This window comes from Haloimpatiens massiliensis (genome assembly GCF_900184255.1).
Lineage (GTDB): Bacteria > Bacillota > Clostridia > Clostridiales > Clostridiaceae > Haloimpatiens > Haloimpatiens massiliensis.
In genome coordinates this window covers 469,278-493,570 of the sequence record NZ_LT854639.1, presented here as the reverse complement: position 1 = coordinate 493,570, position 24,293 = coordinate 469,278, and the positions used below count along the sequence as shown (strand labels likewise).

Genomic DNA, 24,293 nt, shown 5'->3' with positions numbered 1-24,293 from the left:
TATTAATAGTCTTATAAGTAAAATAATATACGCTTTTTAAAAATAAAATGCGTATTTATATTAACACATTTATGTAAAAGTGGTAAAATGGTATGAGAATGTTGAAATATTTTTTAATTCATCCATGTGAAAGGAGAGAAAAATATGCAATTTAATAAAAAAACAATAGAGGATATAGAAGTAAAAGGTAAAAAAGTATTAGTAAGATGTGATTTTAACGTTCCTTTAAAGGAAGGCGTTATTACTGATGAGAACAGATTAGTTGGTGCTATGCCTACTATTAAATATTTAATGGAAAAAGGTGCTAAAGTAATACTTTGTTCACATCTTGGAAAACCAAAGGGAGAGCCCAAACCAGAACTTTCATTAGCTCCTGTAGCTAAAAGACTTTCAGAAATGCTAGGAAAAGAAGTAGTTTTTGCTAGAGATGAAAATGTAGTTGGTGAAAATGCTAAAAAAGCAGTAGCGGAAATGAAAGAAGGAGATGTGGTATTACTAGAAAATACAAGATATAGAAAAGAAGAAACTAAAAACATAGATACTTTTTCAAAGGAATTAGCTTCATTGGCAGAAATATTTGTAAATGATGCTTTTGGAACTGCTCATAGAGCTCACTGCTCTACAGTTGGAGTGACAGAATTTTTAGATACAGCAGTTTGCGGATACTTAATACAAAAAGAATTAAAGTTTTTAGGCAATGCAGTAGAGAATCCAGAAAGACCATTTGTGGCTATTTTAGGAGGCTCAAAGGTTTCAGATAAATTAGGAGTTATAGATAATCTATTAGAAAAAGTAGATACTTTAATAATAGGTGGAGGAATGGCGTATACATTCTTAAAAGCTCTAGGACATGAAATAGGAAAATCACTTCTAGAAGAAGATAAGATAGAATATGCAAAAAATATGATAGAAAAAGCTAAAAATAAAGGAACAAAATTATTACTTCCAGTAGATGGAGTTTGTGCAAAGGAATTTGCTGAAAATGCCCAGCCGATAGTTTCAGAAGGCAGAGATGTGCCAGCAGATTGTATGGGATTAGATATAGGACCAAAATCAGCTGAATTATTTGCGGAAGCTATAAAAGAAGCAAAAACTGTGGTTTGGAACGGACCGATGGGAGTTTTTGAGTTCCCTAATTTTGCAAAAGGAACATTAGCAGTAGCAAAAGCTATGGCGGATAGTAATGCCACAACTATAATAGGTGGTGGAGATAGTGCAGCAGCGGTTAATGGATTAGGATACGGAGAGAAGATGACTCACATCTCAACTGGTGGTGGTGCATCACTTGAATTCTTAGAAGGAAAGGAACTTCCAGGAATAGCAGCACTTAATGATAAATAGTCAAGAGAAACAGAGAACAGTGTGCTAGTGTGCCAGTGGACTAGATATTAGTGGGCTAGTTTGCTAGTGTGCTAGAGTGCTAGGGAAGGAGGATTTTCCTTCGCGATGCTACAGAAAATCTTCATTTATAGTTTAGTTGGCGGGAAAAGCGGAGCTTTTCCGCCAACTAGCCAACTAGCCAACTAGCCAACTAGCCAACTAGCCAACTAGCCAACTAGCCAACTAGCCAACTAGCCAACTAGCCAACTAGCCAACTAGTTCCCTAAATTAAGGAGGGTGTTTAAAATGAGAAAGGCAATTATTGCAGGAAATTGGAAGATGAATAAAACAGTTAAAGAAGCTGTTACATTTATAGATGAATTAAAACCATTAGTAAAAGATGCAAAATGTGATGTGGTTGTTTGTCCAACATTTGTATGTTTAGATGCAGTTTTAAAGGCTGCAGAAGGAAGCAATATAAAAGTTGGTGCCCAAAACATGCATTTTGAAGAAAGTGGAGCGTTTACAGGTGAAGTGGCTCCAGCTATGCTTAAAGAAATGGGAGTACATTATGTTATAATTGGACATAGTGAAAGAAGACAATATTTTAACGAAACTGATGAAACAGTAAATAAAAAGTTAAAAAAAGCTTTTGAACATAATATAGCACCTATATTATGTATAGGTGAAAGTCTGCAAGAAAGAGAAGCAAACATAACAGAAGAAGTACTTGCAACACAAGTTAAATTGGATCTTGCAGGATTAACATCTGATCAGGTAGCTGATTTAGTAATTGCTTATGAACCAATTTGGGCTATAGGTACAGGAAAAACTGCTACATCAGAGCAAGCTAATGAAACTATAGGATTCATTAGAAAAACTGTAGAAAAAATATATAATAAAGAAACATCTGAGAAAGTTAGAATACAATATGGTGGTTCTGTTAAACCAAACACTATAAAAGAACAAATGAGTATGTCAGATATAGATGGCGCTTTAGTTGGAGGAGCAAGTCTTAAAGCTGATGATTTTTCTAAAATAGTAAACTTTTAATCAGCAAAGGACTAGATGTTAGTGTGCTAGAGTTCTAGTGTGCTAGTGGGTCAGGTGTTAGTGTGCTAGTTTGCCAGTGTGCTAGAGGAGGAGGATTTTCCTTCGCGATGCTACGGAAAATCTTTAATTATAGTTTAGTTGGCAGGAAAAGCAAGCTTTTCCGCCAACTAGCCAACAAAAAATCGGGGTGTAATGGGACACGGAGACTAGAGCAAAAAGCTAGGATAAAAACTAGCCCTCTAGTCCTCTAGCCCCCTAGCCCTCTAAAGAAAAGGGGTGTTCAAATGGAAAAAAAGCCAGTTATGTTAATGATATTAGATGGATACGGAATTTCAGATAAAGAAGATGGCAATGCAGTAAAGGCTGCCAATAAGCCAAATTACGATACGTTATACAATAACTACCCTCACACCCAGCTAAATGCCAGTGGCTTAAGTGTTGGACTTCCAGAGGGACAAATGGGTAACTCAGAAGTTGGACACTTGAATATAGGAGCTGGTAGAACAGTATATCAAGAACTTACTAGAATAACTAAAGAAAGCCAAGAAGGAAAGTTTGAACAAAATGAGGCTTTTTTATGGGCTATGGATAATGTAAAAGAAAAAAATTCTTCATTACATTTAATGGGTTTACTATCCGACGGGGGAGTTCATTCTCACATAGAACATTTAAAAGGACTATTAAATCTTGCAAAGAATAAAGGATTGAATAAGGTCTATATTCATGGATTCTTAGATGGGCGTGATGTACCACCATCTTCTGCAAAAGAGTACATAGAAGAAATTCAGGAATATTGCAATAAAATTGGCATGGGAAAATTAGCTACAGTAGCTGGAAGATATTATGCTATGGATAGAGACAATAGATGGGAAAGAGTAGAACTTGCTTATAATGCATTGGTTTTAGGTAAAGGTGAAGAGGCTAATAGCGCAGTAGAGGCAATTGAAAAATCCTATAATGACAATAAAACCGATGAGTTTGTTCTTCCTACAGTGATATTAGAAGGAGGAGAGCCTACAGCTACTATTAAAAATGAAGACTCAGTTATATTCTTTAATTTTAGACCAGATAGAGCTAGAGAATTGACAAGAGCTATAAATGACAAAAAATTTGATGGTTTCAATAGAGAGACTTTAGATTTACATTTTGTATGTATGACTCAATATGATAAAACCATAGAAAATGTAAAAATTGCATATAAACCACAAATCATAAAGAACACTCTTGGAGAGTATGTGAGTTCTTTAGGTAAAAAACAATTAAGAATAGCTGAAACAGAAAAATATGCTCATGTAACCTTCTTTTTTAATGGAGGAGTTGAAGAACCTAATAAAGGTGAAGATAGAGCACTTATACCTTCACCAAAGGTCGCAACTTATGACTTAAAGCCAGAAATGAGTGCTTATGAAGTTACAGAAGAACTATTAAAAAGATTAGATGAAGATAAATATGATCTTATAATATTAAACTACGCAAACCCAGATATGGTAGGTCATACAGGGGTTTTTGATGCTGCTAAGAAGGCTATAGAAGCAGTGGATGAATGTATAGGCAAAGTAGTCAATAAAATTTTGGATAAAAATGGTACAGTGTTTATAACTGCAGACCATGGTAATTCAGAGCAAATGATAGATTACTCTACAGGAAAACCTATGACAGCTCACACTACAGGACCAGTACCATTTTTGTATGTGTCTAATAATTCTTCTAGTAAAACTTTAAGGAATGGTGGAAAATTAGCAGATATAGCACCAACTATCCTTAAGGAAATGGGACTTCCAAAGCCAGAAGAAATGACAGGAGAAACGCTTATTTAGTGTGCTAGAGGGCCGTATTTAGAGTGTTAGTGTGTCAGGGTGCCAGTGGACCGTATTTAGAGTGTTAGGGTGTTAGGGTGCCAGTGGGCTAGAGGGCTAGAGGAGGAGGATTTTTTTTAGCTACGCTAAAAAAATCTACAAATTTAAATAAAAACTAGAGCCTAATTATTACCTAAACTTTAAAAATGGTGATTGGTGACTAGGGATAAGAATGAGTACGAGCACTGTATATAAATTAAGCACTAATAATAAATAGTAACTAGGTAAATAATAACTAAGTAAATAATAAGTCAGTAAAAAAATTATATATAATAATAATTAGTATTGAGATTATTAGTGGATTAACTAATGTATCAATTGTTAATTATTAATTAAAAAAGCGGAGGGATAATTAAATGAAAAATTATATTGAAATCATTGATGTTTATGCAAGACAAATATTGGATTCAAGATCAAACCCAACAGTAGAAGTAGAAGTTACATTAGAAGATGGTATAGTAGGAAGAGCAGCAGTTCCATCAGGAGCTTCAACTGGTATATTTGAAGCAGTAGAATTAAGAGATGGAGATAAAGAAGTTTACCTTGGAAAAGGTGTTTTAAAAGCAGTAGAAAATGTAAATACACTAATAGCTGATGAATTAGTTGGAATGAATGTTTTAGACCAAGTAGCTATAGATAAAGCTATGATAGAACTTGACGGAACAAACAATAAAGGAAAATTAGGTGCAAATGCAATGCTTGGAGTTTCTTTAGCATGTGCTAGAGCAGCTGCTGAATCTTTAGGATTAAGTTTATATCAATATATCGGAGGAGTTAATGGTAAAGTTTTACCAGTTCCAATGATGAACATAATCAATGGTGGATCTCATGCTGATAACAACGTGGACTTACAAGAATTTATGATAATGCCTGTAGGAGCTGAAAGTTTTTCACAAGCATTAAGAATGTGCTCAGAAACATTCCATGCTTTAAAATCAATATTAAATAAAAAAGGATTAGCAACTGGTGTTGGTGATGAAGGTGGATTCGCTCCAAATCTAAATAGTAATGAAGAAGCTATAGAAGTTATAATAGAAGCTATAAAAGCTGCAGGATACGAACCAGGAAAAGATTTATTCATAGCTTTAGACCCAGCATCATCTGAGTTCTTTAATACAGAATCAAACATGTATGAATTAAAAGGTGAAGGTAAGACATTAACTCCAGCTGAAATGGTTGAATTCTATGCTAATTTAGTAGAAAAATATCCAATAATCTCTATAGAAGACGGTATGGCAGAAGAAGACTGGGATGGTTGGAAGCTTATGACTGAAAAACTTGGCAATAAAATTCAGTTAGTTGGAGATGACCTATTTGTTACAAATACTGAAAGATTAAAAATGGGTATAGAAAGAAAGACAGCTAACTCAATACTTATAAAGCTTAACCAAATAGGAACATTAACAGAAACATTAAATGCTATAGAAATGGCTGAAAGAGCTGGATATACAGCAGTTGTATCTCACAGATCTGGAGAAACTGAAGATACTACTATAGCTGATTTAGTTGTAGCTGTTAATGCAGGACAAATTAAAACAGGAGCTCCTTCAAGAAGTGAAAGAGTTGCTAAATACAATCAATTATTAAGAATAGAAGAAGAATTATGCGAAATGGGAGAATACAGAGGAATAAAGGCATTCTACAATATAAATAGATAATCATAGTTTAAAAGAATTCTGCTTATCTGTGAGTGTAGCTTAAAAGAACGTTATTTATCTATAAGTATATCTAATACTATCTGTTATTTTTATAAAGTAGGTAGTAGTTTAATAGATACTTATTGGATAAAAAAATGGTAATTTATATTGAATAAATATTGTATTTTGTGATATAATTGTAAAATGTATAAGAGAATAAAGGGGCACATAAGGTACCCCTTTATTGTTATTGTAATTTTATGTGGGGTGTGCTAAAATAGTCATGTGTTTTATCACACGGGGAGGTGAAGCTATGCAAAAACTATTAGTTGCTATGCAAGTGATTTTTTCAATTGCAATTATAGTATCAGTAATAATGCAACCAAGTAAAGCAGATGGTTTTAATAATTTTGCAGCACCAAGTCAAGATACTTTCTATGCAAAACATAATGTGAGAACATCAGATAAAGTTTTGGCTAGAATTACGGTAATTTCAAGCATATTATTTGCTGTTGTAACGATGGCAATAAATATAATAAAATAAAATTTAATATAGGAGGAATAAGAATTGAATACTAATATTTATGCAGCTATTGCAGGTATTTTAGCACTAGTATTTGCTTTTATTCTAAGCGCCGCTATATCTAAAGAAGAAGCTGGTACTGATAGAATGAAGGAAATTGCAGGTTACATACATGAAGGTGCTATGGCTTTCTTAGGAAGAGAGTATAAGTCATTATCAATATTTATAGTAATAGTATTTTTACTTATAGTATTTGCCATTGGTTGGGAAACAGCTGTATGCTTTGTAGTAGGAGCTATATTCTCAATATTAGCAGGTTACTTCGGAATGAAGGTTGCTACTAAGGCAAATGTAAGAACTGCTAATGCAGCTAGAAATGGACAATCAAAAGCCCTTGAAATTGCATTCTCTGGTGGAGCAGTTATGGGAATGTCAGTTGTTGGTCTTGGAATAATAGGATTAAGCGTATTATACATGGTATTTGGTGGAAATACTAAATTCTTAACAGGTTTTGGACTAGGAGCCAGCTCAATAGCTCTATTTGCGCGTGTTGGTGGTGGAATATACACTAAAGCAGCAGATGTTGGAGCAGACCTTGTTGGTAAAGTAGAAGCAGGAATACCAGAAGATGACCCAAGAAATCCAGCAGTTATAGCAGATAACGTTGGTGATAACGTTGGTGACGTTGCTGGTATGGGAGCAGACTTATTTGAATCTTATGTAGGTTCTATAATTTCAGCTTTAACTCTTGGAGCATTATTTGTTGGAAAAGTTAATATTGAAAAAGGAGCTATATTATTCCCAATGTTATTATCATCAATAGGAATCGTAGCTTCAATCGTAGGTATTTTAATAGCTAGAAAGAGTAAGTCTTCAAACCCACAAAAGGCTTTAAATACAGGAACAACTATAAGTGGTGTTCTAGTTATAATCGTAGCTTTTGTATTAAGTAACTATGTATTTGGAAACTTAAAAGCTTTTGCTGCTATAACAGCAGGATTGCTAGTAGGTATGTTAATAGGTAAAATAACAGAAATGTATACTTCAGATGAATACAAATCTGTTAAGAAAATTGGTATGCAATCAGAAACAGGTGCAGCTACTACAATAATATCAGGATTAGCAGTAGGTATGTACTCTACTGTATTACCAATAATCCTTATAGGTATTGGGGTTCTAGTTTCATTCTTTATAATGGGTGGAGCAACTGAAGTAGCTCACGGATTATACGGTATATCTTTAGCAGCTGTAGGTATGCTTTCAACTACAGGTATAACTGTTGCAGTTGACGCATATGGACCAATAGCAGACAATGCTGGTGGTATAGCTGAAATGTCAGGACTTCCTCATGAAGTAAGAGAAATAACTGACAAACTAGACTCAGTTGGTAACACTACTGCAGCTATAGGTAAAGGATTTGCAATAGGTTCAGCAGCTCTTACAGCTCTTGGATTATTTGCATCTTATGCACAATCTGTTGAATTAGAAGGTATAGACTTATTAAACCCAGTAACACTTACTGGATTATTAATAGGTGCAATGCTTCCATTCCTATTTGGTGCTTTAACAATGGAATCAGTTGGTAAAGCAGCTAACCAAATGATAGAAGAAGTTAGAAGACAATTTAAAACAATTCCAGGAATCATGGAAGGTAAGGGAACACCTGATTATAAGAGTTGTGTTGATATATCAACAGGAGCAGCATTAAAAGAGATGTTATTACCAGGAATACTTGCTATAGTAGTTCCTCTATTAATAGGTTTATTATTAGGACCAGAAGCTTTAGGTGGATTAATAGGTGGAGCTGTTGCAACAGGAGTTCTTATGGCTATATTTATGGCTAACTCTGGTGGTGCATGGGATAATGCTAAGAAGTATATTGAAGGTGGAGCACATGGTGGAAAAGGAAGCAACGCTCATAAAGCAGCAGTTGTTGGTGACACTGTAGGAGACCCATTCAAGGATACATCAGGCCCAGCTATGAACATATTAATAAAACTTATGACAATAGTTTCATTAGTATTTGCTCCAGTAATAGTTGAATATGGTGGAATATTATTAAATCTTCTTAAATAGAATAAAAAAAAGCGCACTGTCTAGTGCGCTTTTTTATTTCTATTATTTTGCTTTATTAAATTTCTTGGTCGATTTTAGGATCTAGGGTAATTCTAAGAGTATCGCCTAATACATTAAAACTAAGCACTGTAAGTAAAATAAACATTCCAGGGAATATAGCCATATGAGGTTTATCTGTTATATAACCTTGTGCATTTTGCAGCATACTGCCCCAAGAAGCCATGGGTTGTTGAACACCAAGTCCTAGGAAACTTAAAGAGGATTCTGTAAGTATGGCTCCTGCTATATTCAAGGTAGACATGACTATTACAGAAGAAATAACATCTGGTATAATGTGTTTAAAAATTATGTGAAAATTACTTGCACCTAAAGATTTAGAACATAAAACGTATTCTCTCTGCTTATAAGATAAAGTTTCGGAACGTACTACTCTAGCAACTCCCATCCAACCAAAGAGGCCAATTATAGCAATTATATTGTTTATATTTGGCTCTAGATAGGCATTAGCTATTAATATAAGAAAAAAGGTAGGAATACACATAAGGACATCTATAATCCTCATAATCAAACTATCAACTAGTCCTCCTAAATATCCACTTATAACACCTATTATAGTACCAAGTGAGATAGATACCAACATTGATAAGAATCCAACCTTAAGAGATATTCTTCCACCATAAAGAGCTCTTGTAAAGTAATCTCTTCCAAGTTCATCAGTGCCAAATATATGTTGAATGCTAGGAGAGGCCAATTTATTTGAAACATTTATCTTATTTGGATCGTAAGGAGATAAAAAAGCTAAAAGGGAACTCAATATAATTATTCCTAGTATAATAGAAGAAATTAAAGCCAATTTGTTCTTTTTAAAATGTATTTTTAAATTTATAAAAAGTCTATTTTTCATTATTTATCCACCACCCTAATTCTTGGATCAACAATTCCATATAAAATATCCGAAATTAAGTTTCCTAAAATAAGCAGTGAAGAAGATATAAGAGTCATAGCCATGATAACAGGGTAATCTCTATTAAATATGGCTTCTACGCCGAATCTTCCCATGCCTGGCCAACCAAATATAGTTTCTGTGATAAAGGCTCCTGAAACAAGCTCTGGGAGACTCATGCCCAGTATAGTTATTAAAGGAAGAATGGAGTTTTTAAAAACATGTTTATATAGTACAGCTCTGGTAGAAAGTCCCTTACTTAAAGCAGTTATTATATAATCTTCTTTTAACTGTGTCAAAGCACTAGAACGTATATATCTTGTGAGTACAGCTATATTTGGAAAACATAGCACAGCGCAAGGCATTATACTGTGTTTAATTAAATCTAGGGTAGTATCCACTCCTATGCTTCTCATACCTGAGGAAGGTAAGAATTTTAGTTTGCTAGAGAAAAGAATAATAATAAGCATAGCAAACCAAAAACTAGGGATAGATATACCTACATATGAAATACCCGTGATAATATTATCAATTTTTGAATTTTTTTTAAGTGCTGAAACCATGCCTAAAGGAATAGATATAAGTACAGATATAAGCATGGTTATGCCCATAAGACCTAGAGTAGTAGGAAGGCGGGCACCCATTTCTTTTAACACAGGTTCGTGAGTTATATAGGAGTATCCGAAGTTTCCTCTAGTACAATTTTTTAGCCATTTTACATATCTTATAGGTACAGGATCATTTAGTCCTAATTCTTCCTTTATTTTAGCCACTTGTTTGGAATTCATTTTCGGGGTTATAAAAGCATGAGCAGGGTTGCCAGGAGCAAAGTTCATAAGAGCAAAGGAAATTATAGTGATGACAAATAACATTGGTATAGCTTGTAAAATTCTTTTAAATATGTATTTTTTCATAAGACACCAACCTTTAACGCACATGTAAGGAGTGCAATTTTTTCAATTAATTTTCTTATAATAAAAGGCATGAATGGATGTTAAGCCAAGCATGCCCCTTAATTTATAATCTGTTTATGAACATAATGTATTTGTAATATAACTATTATATATGATGTTGCGTTGGATTCATTTATCTTATATTATTTTTCAATAAAATACAATTTAGATAAATCTTCAAACATATATATTGGAACTGTTTTAGCTTTTTCTACTCCACCTATATTTGCACTTACGCCTATCATTGAAGTAGAGTAATCTATATTGTATTGAACGGCATCTTCAGCTAATTTCTTTTGAATAGTTTCGTACATTTCTTTTCTTTTAGCTTCATTAGTTTCTATAGCAGCTGTTTTCCATAGTTCGTCTAATTCAGGATTAGAGTAGCCGCTCCAGTTCATAGCGCCACCTTTTGCAAATAATCCGGAATAAGCATCAGGTTCTGTACCACAAACATAAGCATTTAAAGTCAAATCAAAAGTTTTAGGAGTTTCTCCGAATACTTGAGAGAAAAATGCTTGTTGTTCAAGTGGTACTGGTTTAACGTCTATTCCTATAGCTTTTAAGTTTTCCTTAATAACGTTAAATTGATTTACATCCTTTTCGCTTCCAGCTATATATCCAAATTTTAAAGTTGCTTTTTCTACATTGGCATTTTTCATTAAATCTTTAGCTTTTTCTATATTGTAATCATAATGTTCAACTTTATCTGTGTAATATAAAGTGCTTGGTGGGAATACAGAATAAGCTGGTTTAGCATTTTCTATATTTTCAAATATACTTTTTAATAAATCTTGTCTATTTATGGCGTAACTTATAGCTTGTCTAACTTCTTTTTTACCTAGAAGTTTATTTTCAAAGTTAAATACCATATATTCCGGCATAGATTCATCAAACTTATAAGTTTTATACTTATCATCTTTTGAATAAGCATTGAATTTTTTCTCAGTTAAATAAGTTGCATTTATTTCACCATTTTCAAAAGCTATAGAACCACTATTTTTATCAGCAGATATTTTATAAACTATTTGCTCTACATGAGGTTTTCCACCAAAATAGTCATTAAATCTTTCTAGAGTTAAGTGATCGCCTTTTTTCCATTCTTTAAATTTATAAGGACCTGAACCAACTGGTTTATTATTTTTCTCTGATTTAGCTAAGTCTTTTTCACTTTCATAAACGTGTTTCGGAATTGGACGTAACCCGCCAATAACTCCTTTAAAAGGCATATAAACTTGAGGTAATTTAATTTCTAAGTTTAAATCATCTACTTTTTTCATTTCGAATTTTTTGCCGCCAATTAAGAAACCTTCTCTATCGCCTATACATTGTTTTTCATCCCATATAGTATTTATAGAGAATATAATGTCATCAACTGTTATTTTCTTTCCATCGTGCCATTTAAGATTGTCTTTTAGCTTAATTTTATAAGTCATTTTATCAGCAGATTCTTCAACTTTTTCTGCTAAATAATATCTAGTTTCATTGCTATCCATAATAAATAGTGGACTAAATAAAGCATTGTTAACAGTAAAAGTTACTCTGTTATCTTGATAAAATGGATTTAGTTTTGTCGGATCACTACCAAAGGCAAAAACCATAGTTCCACCGTCTTTGATTTTTTCTTCTTTAGCAGTAGTAGTTTTTGAATCTTTGTTAGCTGTAGAATTTCCACAAGCTACAAGACCTAAACTACAAGTAACTGCAAGAAGAAGACTTAGTAATTTCTTCTTTTTCATTTAGCTTCCCCCCTATAATAAATGTCGGTTTAACCCGAAATTCATTATAGATTAGGTGGCAAAATTTATCAATATGAAAAACACATTATAGAAAATTTGTATGAATACTACGGTATCTATAGTAAAAATGTATAAATAAATCATATTTTGCAAAATATAAGTAAAATTATTCCTAATATATTAGAACATTTTAAATTTCAAAATTATTATAATAAAAAATATGAAATATAAATATTTTTAAAGTATATAAATGTAATTGTACTTGCAAAATGTTAATGTATAAAGAAATCTATGGCAATGTATGTAGTATAATGGTAATATGAGAATAATAAATATTGTTTTTGAAATAATATAATTTATAAGGATACTATCTACAATAATAAATAATTACATATTTTAGTAGAAAGATATACTAAGTAATAAAAATAGTTGGGAGGAGGAGAAGTTACTAATTTACTAAAATTCAATGTAAAAGATAATCTTAATTCTTAAATTACTAATATGTAAATTTAAAGATTCCCCTAAATTGTTCATTAATTAAATTTTCGAATTTGATATTATATTTAATATATAATGGCATATTGCGAATTATGGACAATATTATAAATTAATTTTACATGCGGATTTTAGCTATATAAGGTGACGATAATTATGAATATAAGAGAAATTATTCTTTCCTTTATGAAGGAAAAAGCATATAAACCAATGGATATAACAGAATTAGCTAAGGTGTTTGGTATAGGCAAAAAAGAAATAAAAGCCTTTAAAAGCACTTTAAAAAGTATGGAGAAGGATGGTCAGATAGTTAAAACTAGAACAGAGCATTATGGACTTCCAGATAAAATGGGATTATTGCCTGGGAAACTTCAAAGTCATGCTAGGGGATATGGATTTGTTATAACCGATGAAGAAGGTCCAGATGTTTTTGTATCTTCATCTAATATGAATGGCGCCATGAATGGCGATAGAGTAATGGTAAAAATAACAAAAGAAAAAGCAGAAAATAAAAAATGTGAAGGAGAAATTATAAGGATATTAGAAAGAGCTAATTCAACTATAATAGGAACTTATGAAGACAGTAGAAATTTTGGATTTGTAATTCCACACGACAAGAGAATAATACAAGATGTATTTATTCCAAAAGGAGAAAAAAATAGTGCTAAAGGTGGTGACATAGTAATCATAGAAATTACTCAATGGCCAGAGCCTAGAAGAAATCCAGAAGGTAGAGTGGTAGAAATACTAGGTAAAAAAGGTGAAAAGGGCATTGATATATTGTCTATAATAAAGAAATATAAATTGCCAGAGGATTTTCCACCAAAAGTGCTTAAGTATACAGATAATATAGAAACAGAGATACCAGAAGGAGAATATAAGAGAAGAAAAGACCTTAGAAATGTAAGAATGGTAACCATAGATGGAGAAGATGCTAAAGATTTAGATGATGCAGTTTCTATAGCTAAACTAGAAAATGGAAACTATTATTTAGGAGTACATATAGCGGATGTTTCTCATTATGCAAAGGAAAATTCTCCGTTAGATAAGGAAGCTTTGAAAAGAGCTACATCTGTTTATTTAATAGACAGAGTAATTCCGATGCTTCCTAAGAAGCTATCTAATGGTATATGTAGTTTAAATCCAAGAGAAGATAGATTAACTTTGAGCTGTTTAATGGAAATAAACAAGGATGGAAAAGTTGTTAGTTATGAAATAGTAGAAAGTATAATTAAAACAGATGAAAGAATGACATACACTGATGTAACCAAAATACTTAGAGATAAGGATAAAGAGCTTACGGAAAAGTATGATTATTTAGTAGAAGATTTTAAGGCTATGGAAGAACTTTGCAATATACTTTACAATAAGAGATTAAAAAGAGGAGCTATAGACTTTGACTTTGAGGAATGTAAGATAATATTAAATCCACAGGGCAAACCTATAGACATTAAACCATACGAAAGAGCCATAGCTAATAGAATTATAGAGGAATTTATGTTAGTTTGTAATGAAACAGTGGCTGAGCACATGTTCTGGGCTAATACTCCATTTGTATATAGAGTGCATGAAGACCCAGATGAAGAAAAATTAATGCACTTTAGTGAATTTGCTCATAACTTAGGGGTAGCTATAAGGTGGTCTAATGAAGTACATCCTAAAATGCTTCAAGGTGTAATAGAACAGGTAAAAGGCAAGGATGAAGAAGTTGTTATAAACACACTTTTACTTCGTTCCCTAAAGCAAGCTAGATATTCACCTGAATGTATAGGTCACTTTGGTTTGGCAGCTAAATACTACTGTCACTTTACATCTCCAATAAGAAGATATCCAGACCTTATAATTCATAGGATTATAAAGGAATTTATAAATGGAAGATTAGATGAAAAGAAAACTAATAATTTGGTAAAAGCCGTAGATTATGCATCTATCCAATCTTCTGAAAGAGAAAGAATAGCAGATGAAGCAGAAAGAGAAGTAGACGATTTAAAGAAAGCTGAATACATGAGTGAAAGAATTGGAGAAGAATATGATGGTATAATTTCTTCCGTAACAAATTTTGGAATGTTTGTAGAGCTTCCCAATACTGTAGAAGGCCTTGTTCACATAAGTACATTAGATGATGACTATTATATTTATGATGAAAAACATCTTTGTTTAATAGGTGAAAGAACCAAAAACACCTATAGATTAGGCAATAAGGTAAAGATTAAAGTAGAAAGTGTAGACTTAGATGCCTATGAAGTGAACTTTAAATTATTAAAGGAAGAAAAGCCTGATGAAGAGTCAACAGAGTCTAAAGAAGAGGCTATACAATCTTATGAATATAAAATAATATCACTAGAAGATCTCGAAAGCGAAGAGTAAGAATAAATTACGAAGCAAGTGCTGCAAGAAAAATCTGTCTTTAAGTCCACAATAAATATATTTTATTATACTGTTCGCAATACGCCAAGAAATTCTAATGTTTTCAAATTTTAACACCCTAAAGCTTTCAAACTCGCTTCTAACGGCGCTCAAACATGAAAGCTTCTTAACGGGTATTGAAATTTGAAAACAAAGAATTTCTAAGGCTAGCTCAATAGTCTAAAAAAATATATTTATTGTTACCTTAAAGACAGATTTTTCGGTTCGTACATAAGCTATCAAAGGAGAGAGACAGCTAACTAAAGGATGATTTTCCTCCACTATGTTACGGAAAATCTTTAATTAAATAAATGAGATAGCAAAAAAGCTATAACTATTTCATTAAATGGAATAGTTATAACTTTTTTTAAGCGCTTTAAAAATCTTTTATTGGCGGTAGCCAGCCTAAATACATAGGCATAATTAGGATTTATATATAAGAATATATAACTTTAATTGTTAGACAAATAAGAAATTGTAGATAAGTAATAGGTAAAAAGTAAGAGCTCTTACCTGGTCTACCCTACAAATTTAAGATTTATACAAGTCAATGCCTTACGGCAAAATATATTGAATTTTATCTAATATTTTGATAATGTGGCAGTTACTAGTATCTAATGAAAGTGACTAATTATATCTCACAATTAGTTAAAATATTATTAGTAACTAGGATTGTAGATTAAACGAAAGGCTACGCCTAAAAAATATTATGAGTGCTTTTTTTATAAATTAAAGATTTTCCATAGCGAAGCGGAGAAAAATCATCCTTTAGTAGGGCTCTCCTCTCAAACCACATACATATTAAACTAAAAATCTGATTTTAATGTAGTAATAAATGTGGAATTTGGGACTATTGAACTAGCCTTAGAACTTCTTATGTCTCACAGTTAAAGACACGTTAAGAAGCTTTCATGTTTGAACGAGGAACGAGAGAGTTTGAAAGCTTTAGGGTCTTTAACTGTGGGACATTTAGAAGTTCTTGGCGTATTGTGAACAGTCCCAAATTACACATTTATTACGGAATTAAAATCAGATTTTTCTTCAATGTATTGCTTTACAATATTCTTATGTTGTGCTAATTGAAAAGTGTATTACAAAATGATATACTATATGATAGACTAAATATATACAAATGCTTTGTTCACATAAAGTGACATAAGGCAATTAAAATTTTAGGGGTGAGATATATATGCCTAAAGCAAAAGGAACAAAAACCTTAGCAGAAAATAGAAAAGCAAGACATGATTATTTTATAGAAGAAACTTATGAAGCTGGAATAGAATTAGTAGGAACTGAGGTTAAATCCATAAGAGAAGGAAAAGCTAATTTAAAGGATAGCTATGCTGATATAAGAAATGGAGAAGTATTTGTAGTAAATATGCATGTAAGCCCCTACGAAAAGGGAAACATATTTAATAAAGATCCACTAAGAGATAGAAAACTACTTCTTCACAAAAGTGAAATTCTTAAATTAACAGGATTTACGAGCCAAAAGGGATACACACTAGTACCATTATCTTTATATTTAAAAAATGGTATGGTAAAGGTAAGCTTAGCAGTGGCAAAAGGTAAGAAAAACTACGATAAAAGAGATGCTATGCTTGAAAAAGCTGCCAAAAGAGATATTGATAGACAGATGAAAGAAAGAATGAGAGTATAGGCATAATGTAATTGCTTTTTACAAGTATTTATACTTGATTAATTATCATATGTATTGTATTATAATAACGTATCATGATTTTGACAATGTGCTATATATAGGTGTATAATAATAGATACATTTTGTTTATAGTAAAGTCTAAGTTATGTTTACATTTTGAAAACTAAATATCGGTGGCGTTCCTATGCAATACATTTGTACTATAAACAGTAGATTATACATTTTGGGCAGTAATTGCTTATTTTAAATGTTTATTGTTCAATGTAAATTATCATGGGGGCGTAATGGTTTCGACGGGGGTACGTAGCTCCTGGGAAGCGAGTCGAGGGACCCATGGGCCCGCGTTAAAAAACTATGGATTTAAATATAAACGAAAACGATAATTTAGCATTAGCAGCTTAGTATAGTTGCTCGTCAGCCTAAGAGTCCCGCGACTTAGGGTCTGGCGTCGACAGCGGGGAAACGAGCCCTACAAAGCTTTGAGTAGGGAACGGAAATTATGAAGCTACCAAAACCAAAAGCCTGTCCTTAGGCGTTTGGAAGAGGGAATTTTAAAATAAGGACTGCACTCGGAGATGCTCAGGGGATGCGGCTTTCGGACAGGGGTTCGATTCCCCTCGCCTCCACCAAATACATAGTGTTATCAATGGTTTATAGCACTTTAATGATTAAGATTACTAGTTCGATTCGGAAGAAATTCTTCTGTGTCCGATACCTGTAATCTTTTTTATTTGAGGTGTTAAAATGGCTAAAAGACTACAATTAACAAAAAATGTTACTCCGATAGGGTTTGATAACGAGGTAACAGCAGAATACTTCTCCGTACAGGACTTTATTGAAAAACAGAAAGATTTTATCATCTGTAAGAGGTCACAAAACCTGTCTACAAGGACTTTGTATGATTATGACAGGGCATTTCTTTACATGAATAACTATATTTCTGAGTATTATTCGGACACCCAAATTCGATATGATATAACGCTGATAAGAGGGTATATTTCGTTTATGTTGGAGAAGGTAAGTCCTAACACTACCAATATCAGAATACGCTATTTAAAGGTATATCTAGCCTTTTTAGAAGATGAAGGATTTGTTAAGGATAGAATCAATGAAAGAGTAAAAAAGGTTAGGGAAGTTAAGAATGAAAAACAACCTTTAACTCAAAGTGATATAAAAAAGTTACTCAAGGTAATAAACATGACTTCATACGCAGGATTAAGGGATTACGTTATAATACTTCTCATGCTATCCGTAGGTACAAGGGTAAATGAAACTGTGAATATAAGGGTTAAAGATGTGAATTTAAAGTATAAGTACATCATCATAAACGGAGAAACTGCAAAGAACAGGACTCAAAGGATTGTACCATTGAACAATAAGTTACAACCATATGTTAAGAAGCTAGTGGAAATTGCTAATGATGTTAATAGCGAGTATTTGTTTTTATCAAGTGTATCACATAGCAAAGTAGCTTTATCTCATATTAAGAGTCAACTAATAGAGTATGGAAAGAAGGCAGGTTTGGATAAAAGTACCTCGCCCCATAAGTTAAGGCATACAGCATTAACTAACATGATAAAAAATGGAAGTAATCCATTAGATGTCTGTAGAATAGCGGGACATTCTTCTTTAGAAATAACCATGGCATACTATCATAACAGCATAAATGATTTACATAAGGCTATACAAAAAGATACTTTATCTGATTTATAGCACAAAAAGCCATAAAAAAGAGTGGTTAAGGATTTTATTTCCTCACCACTTTTTTACTATTGCTGTTACTATATATAGACAGAGTTTTGGTGACATATATTGACATTTGTAAAACCATTAGGAATACTCATTCTAGAGGGGAATTGTGTTGATTTTATAGTGGGAAAAATAGGACTTTCCTTGAATACAAATCCGTAAATTTTCCATTCATTCATACCAACAACAGAAAAGGGAAGAATTTTAGACATCCCCCTCCTATTTAAAAGAATAGTCCCATTAGTATTAATTAACTTGTTAAACTATTATAAGACAGGTTTTATTAAGAGGAGTTTTAATACTTATCTGCTTCGTTATCACTCAGCAATTACCTATTGCTTAAATTAATTTCTAAAGTATCTGAATCCGTCAAGATTCTATGTATTAACTAAGGGGCTTGCTAACCAATGCTTAATTACTAAGTGCTATATAACGGAGATTCTATTTAATGAGTATTAACCTATTTATAATTTAGCCATCCAATGAAGTAAAGGGGACATAGCTAAATCCTCATTCCCCAATAGCACTCCTGCTATCTTCTCCCATGTTTGTTTTAAGGTCAATTCCTTAGGGTTCAATCCATGTAAAAACCCAACACCCATTCAATAAGAATGAATCCGTAGAAGTTATTGCATCGGCATCTACGATTACCTTGGAGTTTTATAGGAAACTCTCAGCTTCTAACCTTTATAAAAAAACTTCTTCCTACTATATATAACAAGTTAATGCACTGTAAATGGGACATCCTATTTCAATTTGAACTATTGTAATTATATGGTATAATTTAATCAATATATTGATTCGACTTTGTAAAAAAGTGCGTATTAAAGGGGGAGAATTATGACAGTATTTTATTTAATTAGGCATGGAGAACCAACATATCAACCTGTTAATGATAGAAATTTTATTGGACATGGGTTGGATTTAGCACCATTAACTGAAATTGGAATACAGCAATTAAAAGAAACATCAAAAGACAATCGACTTAAAAATTGTGAAGTTATTGTTTCATCACCTTATACAAGAGCACTTCAAAGTGCATCAATTTTATCCAAGGAATTAGGAATAGATATAGAAGTTGATGTTGACTTACATGAATGGATACCTGATATAATAAACTTTCAACATAGAACCTCAGAAGAATGTTTTTCCTTGAGTAGAGATTTTGATTTACATAATGGAATACATCCTAAGGGTGAGGTCAAAGTGTGGGAAACTAAGGAAAATATGAAGAAAAGAATAAATGGGGTATTGGAAAAGTATTTGAAGTATAACAGAGTGATTGTAGTTTGTCATGAAATGGTTATAAAAACAATTGAGTATCAAGAGAAAGTTGCATATGGTGAAATTATTGAATATAGCAGATAAATAAGCAATAAAAAAATAATAAACTTGATGAACAATTTTCTTATAAGATGCATCAAAGTATAATTGCAGAAAATAGGTGAAAAGTCTATCCGTCAATGGCTAGAAGAAAATGGGGTTGATTATACACCTCTCAATACGGAATGTTTACTGGGTGTTATATTCGGCTTACTATACTTACATTTTTATAAGATATTTCTACGCATTTAGACCTATTGGTTTACTCCAAGTCTACGTTATGATAAAATGAAAATTAACAGCAAATCGGATACTCCGAATGGGACTTTTGATGAATAACTGCTACAAGCATTGATATAACTAGAAAAGTTAAGGCAAGTGGAAGCTTTCGGACAGGAGTTCGATTCTCCTCGCCTCCACCATGAAAACCACGACAGCTTTGACGTGGTTTTTTTTAATGCTTTTTAAACCTAATAAATGCTTAAAAGCATTTTATATTTTAGGATGTAATTTAAATAAAATAATATAAATTGGGTAATATTCCCATATAAAATCTTTCTTATATTCCTTTTCAGTTAATAAATCTTCTTAAATTTTTTATGATTTTATATCTTTTAAATATGTAACTTTTTGTTGGCTTATATATTTACAAGTATATTATTTGTGTATCTTATACGGTATTTCCTCTAAACTTATTTATATTTTCAGAAAAATTCAAGCGTTAAAAAATACCTTTGCTTAATAATATATAGCTTTATTAGTGGATACAAAACGTAATAAAGAACTGTTTCAAATTAATATACATGAATAATTTATATGATTGTACAAAAGATAATAACAAAAATATTATTAGGTGATAGTATGTCAAGATATATTCAAGATGATTCATATTTTGAAAAAATAGATAACGAAAGAAAGGCATATTGGTTAGGACTTTTATATGCAGATGGTTGTGTAAGTGAAAAAAGTGAAAATAATAAAATTATTATAATACAACTACATCCAGATGATAAATATATATTAGAGCAACTATTGAAAGATGTAAAGTCTAATAGGCCATTATATGTAAGTAACAAAGGATATGTTTCTATTAATATTAGTAGCACTAAAATGGCAAATGATTTAATAAAATTAGGTTGTATACCAAGAAAATCATTAGTATTAAAATTTGCAAATGAAAATATAGTTCCCAAACAGTTAATTAAACATTTTATTAGAGGATATATGGACGGTGATGGATGCATATCAACTTATATGAAATTAAGAAAAAATAGGAAAAGTCCAATGCTCATTTGTGAGATAAAATTTATTGGAACATACGATATGCTTTATGGAATAAAAAAATTCTTTAATTCAGAAAAAAATGTTTTAATAAATAAACATTCACCAAATATTTGTCAGATAAGCTTTACAGGTAGAAAATACAGAGATGTAGTAGATTCTTTATATGATAATGCTACTATTTATATGAAAAGAAAAAGAGAAAAATGGGAGAAATTTAAAAGATGTATAGATAGTAAAGAATGTAAAAGACAAGAAAAGTTGGGGAGAAAAATAGTTAAATTAGATAAAGATGCAAATTATATAGGAACATATGCTTTAAAAGATTTAAAAGAAGAGTTTGATATAGGTTCGATTAAAAAATGTTGTGAAAAAGAAAATCATAAATCACATAAAAATTTTATATGGCTATATTTAGATAAATATAATGAGTTTTTGGCAGATGAAATAGATATAAAAGCTAGATTAGGATGTAATAAAAAAACTATTAATAAAAAGTCAAGACAAATTAAAAAGGTAGACAGGGCAAACGCATCTTTATATTGTATTTCTTTCAATATAAAGATGCGTTTTTATAAAATATGTAAAATAAATGAGCTGCTATAAATAAAGTGAATATTGAAAAAACTACTCATAGATTTTCCTTAGTGGCATTTTAATATTCTTTATTCTTTACCTCGTAGAGGGTCGAAAATAACTTTTTCTAGATATTTTTTATCTAATGCACATTTAACTTTTTTTATATTTAAACTTTTCTTTAAAGTTTTTTCTTGCCTAAGTAGATTTAAGGCTAAATGTCGTAAGACAGCCAAATTTTCAGCTGAATTATCTTTTCTAGCTCTACATTTATCTTCATTAAAAGATACGTCTAAAACCCAATGGAGCTTATTTTCTATACCCCAATGTTGCCTAACTGCATTTGAGAATAACTCTATAGACTCTAAACTTGTTATATAGTAGCTTCGCTCAAAAGTTTCTTTATCTCCTACAATTCGTTTTCTTTCAACCATACCTATAGATTGAATGTTTCTCCAGTCTTCTTTATTATCTAGCCATGAAATTTCATTAACTAAAAAGTATTTTCGTGTTTCAATTCTCCCATGATCTTTATCATGAGTAGTATGGGTTTGTACTTTTATATCTGTACTTTTATCTCTCAATATAGAGTCAAAAAATAATTCAACATTGTCATGAAGAGTTTTCTGATTTTCTTTTAATGCCAACACATAGTCAGCCTCTTTTTCTATAATAACTTCTGCTATTTTCTTTTGAGTTCCCATAGCATCAATTGTAACAATAGTATCTTTTAATTCTAATAGTTCAATTAATTTAGGAATTGCTGTGATTTCATTTGATTTATCATCTGTTTTGATTTGCCCTAAAACTACCTGATTCTGATTTGCCCAAGCACTAACCATATGAATTGATTTTTGATTTGAACTATTACAAGATGATCCTCTCACTGTTTTACCATCTATAGATACTACTTCTCCATTTACTAATTCAGCTAAATTCTTCATTAATTCATTAAAACATTTTTGAAATTGTTTAGGATTTATTTGGGAAAATACCCTATTGAATGTATCATGTGAAGGAATTCCATTAGGTAACTCAAAATATTGCTTTAGCCACTCTTCACTTGACTCTCCAAATTCTTCAATTTCATTATAAGATTCCATTCCACTGGTTACAGCACATAGTGCTATACCGATTATATCTATAAATTTATGTCTCTTGTTATCGCCTCGTGGGTCTTCGACTTCATTAAATGCATCAAATATTATACTTTCAATATCAAACATGTTTGGTTTAATAATAATCTTCCTTTCTATCTTTGTACAATTTAAATTATAAGCATTATTTCAGCAAAATAAAAGGGCTAGCGCCAAAAAAATCATATGCGTTTGCCCTGAAAAGGTAGAGCAATATGATTTAGAAGTAAATTTAATTAATACTTGGGATTCAGTTAATTTAGCAGCAGAACAATATAACACGACACCCAAGGCAATTCGTAGGGTTTGCACGGGAGAAAGAAAAACTTGTTGTAATTTTATATGGAGATATGTTGGCGAAATTGAAATTAAAAAAAATCGAGTGATAAGGCAGTATGATATAAACGGGAATTTTATTAAAGAATGGAATAGTTTAAGGGAAGCAGCAGCTTTTTACGATGTTACATTTCAAGCTATTGAAAGAGCTATTAGTGGAAAATATAAAACTTGTTGCGGCTTTATTTGGTCTGATAAATGATGTGGACTATAAAGGTTACCAATTTAAGTATTTACTAAATTAGTAGATTTTGAAGAGTGTGATTTGCCTTAAATAATAAAAAACCATCACAAAAACGTGATGGTTTTTCCTATTTTATACTTATAAAATCTTCATAAAATTGTTTTTTTACTTTAAGCATTTCATTAGAATATCTTCCATTTCGAGGAGTAACTGCTTTGTATTTCCCTAATATTAGTTTAGCTTTTTTCTTTTTACATTTAACTATTAAATAGGGTTAAATTTCTAGTAAAAGATTTATTGCATCATTATGCTTGATTGTATAAATAAAGGAATTAGCATGTTTTTCTGAGTTATTATTTTTCTTATTTTTTATTGAACCCATTTTTGTTACATCTTTTATCCATTTTAATAATTCAATTGAGGTTGAACTTATGCTTATGCAAGGAGACGGAAATTCATTATTATTAAACTTTAAAAGCATAATACTGCCTTTACTATCTATAATTCCACCTATGTAGGCTTTTTCTTTAGAAGTCATACATATCATCACCCTTACTGATTTTATATTAGTATTTGCAAATATACATAAAAATATAATTAATTGCAGTAAAATAAGATAAAACCTTCCAAGATGTTTGAAGGGAACTATAGTATTATAATATATATTTTGAAGTAAAAGACTTAAGAAACGAAGAAAATTTGACTCCAAAGAATTAAATTAGTAAAATTATAAAATCAACAGATAAAAAATTAATCTCAAAAGGGGAAAGATAAGTAATGAATAAACCAGCACCAATAACTGAATTTGTAGGAACGGTAAAGTATGGAAATATAGTAGGGCTTGTTATAACAAATATAGATAGCGTTTTGCGAGATAAAATGAGATTAGACAAAAGCCATAGAGCCATAGGCATTATAAGCAACAGGACTGGAGCAGGCTCTCAAATTATGGCTGCTGATGAAGCAGTAAAAGCTACTAATGCGAAAGTAGTAAGTGTTGAGCTTCCAAGAGATACAAAGAATTTTTTAGGTATAAATTGTTTATAG

At 31.4% G+C, this 24,293-nt stretch carries 17 protein-coding genes, 1 other RNA gene and 1 pseudogene; 14 read left to right on the top strand and 5 right to left on the bottom strand.

What is annotated here, in order from left to right; all coding sequences use genetic code 11:
* Window positions 1-144 precede the first annotated feature (144 nt).
* From C1715_RS07540 to C1715_RS07515, 6 genes are all read left to right on the top strand, one after another.
* Window positions 145-1,341 carry a phosphoglycerate kinase gene (locus tag C1715_RS07540; protein ID WP_102399894.1) on the top strand — a complete coding sequence of 399 codons (1,197 nt, stop codon included), beginning with the start codon at window positions 145-147 and terminating at the stop codon, window positions 1,339-1,341.
* A gap of 285 nt (window positions 1,342-1,626) precedes the next feature.
* On the top strand, window positions 1,627-2,373 hold the full coding sequence (gene tpiA / locus C1715_RS07535) for a triose-phosphate isomerase (protein WP_102399893.1): 747 nt from the start codon (window positions 1,627-1,629) through the stop codon (window positions 2,371-2,373).
* 284 nt (window positions 2,374-2,657) lie between these two features.
* Window positions 2,658-4,190, top strand: a complete 1,533-nt coding sequence (gene gpmI, locus C1715_RS07530) for a 2,3-bisphosphoglycerate-independent phosphoglycerate mutase (protein ID WP_102399892.1) — start codon at window positions 2,658-2,660, stop codon at window positions 4,188-4,190.
* A 395-nt stretch (window positions 4,191-4,585) separates the two neighbouring features.
* Window positions 4,586-5,887 (top strand): phosphopyruvate hydratase, encoded by a 1,302-nt coding sequence (gene eno / locus C1715_RS07525; protein ID WP_102399891.1) that lies wholly within the window; start codon window positions 4,586-4,588, stop codon window positions 5,885-5,887.
* 313 nt (window positions 5,888-6,200) lie between these two features.
* Window positions 6,201-6,410 carry a preprotein translocase subunit SecG gene (gene secG, locus C1715_RS07520; protein ID WP_242971918.1) on the top strand — a complete coding sequence of 70 codons (210 nt, stop codon included), beginning with the start codon at window positions 6,201-6,203 and terminating at the stop codon, window positions 6,408-6,410.
* Window positions 6,411-6,434: 24 nt separating this feature from the next.
* Complete coding sequence (locus C1715_RS07515; RefSeq protein ID WP_102399889.1) at window positions 6,435-8,465, top strand: sodium-translocating pyrophosphatase; 2,031 nt, start codon at window positions 6,435-6,437, stop codon at window positions 8,463-8,465.
* Between the two features lie 55 nt (window positions 8,466-8,520).
* Here the strand turns inward: C1715_RS07515 and C1715_RS07510 are convergent, their stop codons facing one another.
* The 3 genes from C1715_RS07510 to C1715_RS07500 all read right to left on the bottom strand — a co-directional run bounded on the left by C1715_RS07510 (window position 8,521) and on the right by C1715_RS07500 (window position 12,100).
* Window positions 8,521-9,369 carry an ABC transporter permease gene (locus C1715_RS07510; protein WP_102399888.1) on the bottom strand — a complete coding sequence of 283 codons (849 nt, stop codon included), beginning with the start codon at window positions 9,367-9,369 and terminating at the stop codon, window positions 8,521-8,523.
* The gene (locus C1715_RS07505; RefSeq protein WP_102399887.1) at window positions 9,369-10,322 is read right to left on the bottom strand and encodes an ABC transporter permease; all 954 of its coding nucleotides are present in this window, start codon (window positions 10,320-10,322) and stop codon (window positions 9,369-9,371) included. The genes C1715_RS07510 and C1715_RS07505 overlap by 1 nt, the downstream gene beginning before the upstream one ends.
* 182 nt (window positions 10,323-10,504) lie before the next feature.
* On the bottom strand, window positions 10,505-12,100 hold the full coding sequence (locus C1715_RS07500) for an ABC transporter substrate-binding protein (RefSeq protein ID WP_102399886.1): 1,596 nt from the start codon (window positions 12,098-12,100) through the stop codon (window positions 10,505-10,507).
* Window positions 12,101-12,751: 651 nt separating this feature from the next.
* On the opposite strand from C1715_RS07500, the gene rnr reads away from it, so the two are divergent.
* The 6 genes from rnr to C1715_RS07465 all read left to right on the top strand — a co-directional run bounded on the left by rnr (window position 12,752) and on the right by C1715_RS07465 (window position 21,620).
* On the top strand, window positions 12,752-14,962 hold the full coding sequence (gene rnr, locus C1715_RS07495; protein WP_102399885.1) for a ribonuclease R: 2,211 nt from the start codon (window positions 12,752-12,754) through the stop codon (window positions 14,960-14,962).
* Window positions 14,963-16,190: 1,228 nt separating this feature from the next.
* The gene (gene smpB / locus C1715_RS07490; protein WP_102399884.1) at window positions 16,191-16,661 is read left to right on the top strand and encodes an SsrA-binding protein SmpB; all 471 of its coding nucleotides are present in this window, start codon (window positions 16,191-16,193) and stop codon (window positions 16,659-16,661) included.
* Between the two features lie 275 nt (window positions 16,662-16,936).
* Window positions 16,937-17,290, top strand: a transfer-messenger RNA (tmRNA) gene (gene ssrA / locus C1715_RS07485).
* Between the two features lie 115 nt (window positions 17,291-17,405).
* On the top strand, window positions 17,406-18,374 hold the full coding sequence (locus C1715_RS07480) for a tyrosine-type recombinase/integrase (protein ID WP_102399883.1): 969 nt from the start codon (window positions 17,406-17,408) through the stop codon (window positions 18,372-18,374).
* Between the two features lie 876 nt (window positions 18,375-19,250).
* Window positions 19,251-19,778, top strand: a complete 528-nt coding sequence (locus C1715_RS07470) for a histidine phosphatase family protein (protein ID WP_035291962.1) — start codon at window positions 19,251-19,253, stop codon at window positions 19,776-19,778.
* Between the two features lie 816 nt (window positions 19,779-20,594).
* Window positions 20,595-21,620 carry a hypothetical protein gene (locus C1715_RS07465; RefSeq protein ID WP_102399882.1) on the top strand — a complete coding sequence of 342 codons (1,026 nt, stop codon included), beginning with the start codon at window positions 20,595-20,597 and terminating at the stop codon, window positions 21,618-21,620.
* Window positions 21,621-21,679: 59 nt separating this feature from the next.
* On the opposite strand, the gene C1715_RS07460 is transcribed toward C1715_RS07465, so the two are convergent.
* Complete coding sequence (locus C1715_RS07460) at window positions 21,680-22,816, bottom strand: ISAs1 family transposase (protein ID WP_102399881.1); 1,137 nt, start codon at window positions 22,814-22,816, stop codon at window positions 21,680-21,682.
* Window positions 22,817-23,108: 292 nt separating this feature from the next.
* On the opposite strand from C1715_RS07460, the gene C1715_RS19355 reads away from it, so the two are divergent.
* Window positions 23,109-23,264, top strand: a complete 156-nt coding sequence (locus tag C1715_RS19355) for a hypothetical protein (protein WP_180964026.1) — start codon at window positions 23,109-23,111, stop codon at window positions 23,262-23,264.
* Between the two features lie 109 nt (window positions 23,265-23,373).
* Here the strand turns inward: C1715_RS19355 and C1715_RS07455 are convergent.
* Window positions 23,374-23,784: pseudogene (locus tag C1715_RS07455) on the bottom strand (LAGLIDADG family homing endonuclease).
* 239 nt (window positions 23,785-24,023) lie between these two features.
* Between C1715_RS07455 and C1715_RS07450 the strand changes: the two are divergent.
* The gene (locus C1715_RS07450) at window positions 24,024-24,293 is read left to right on the top strand and encodes a BMC domain-containing protein (RefSeq protein ID WP_146005375.1); all 270 of its coding nucleotides are present in this window, start codon (window positions 24,024-24,026) and stop codon (window positions 24,291-24,293) included.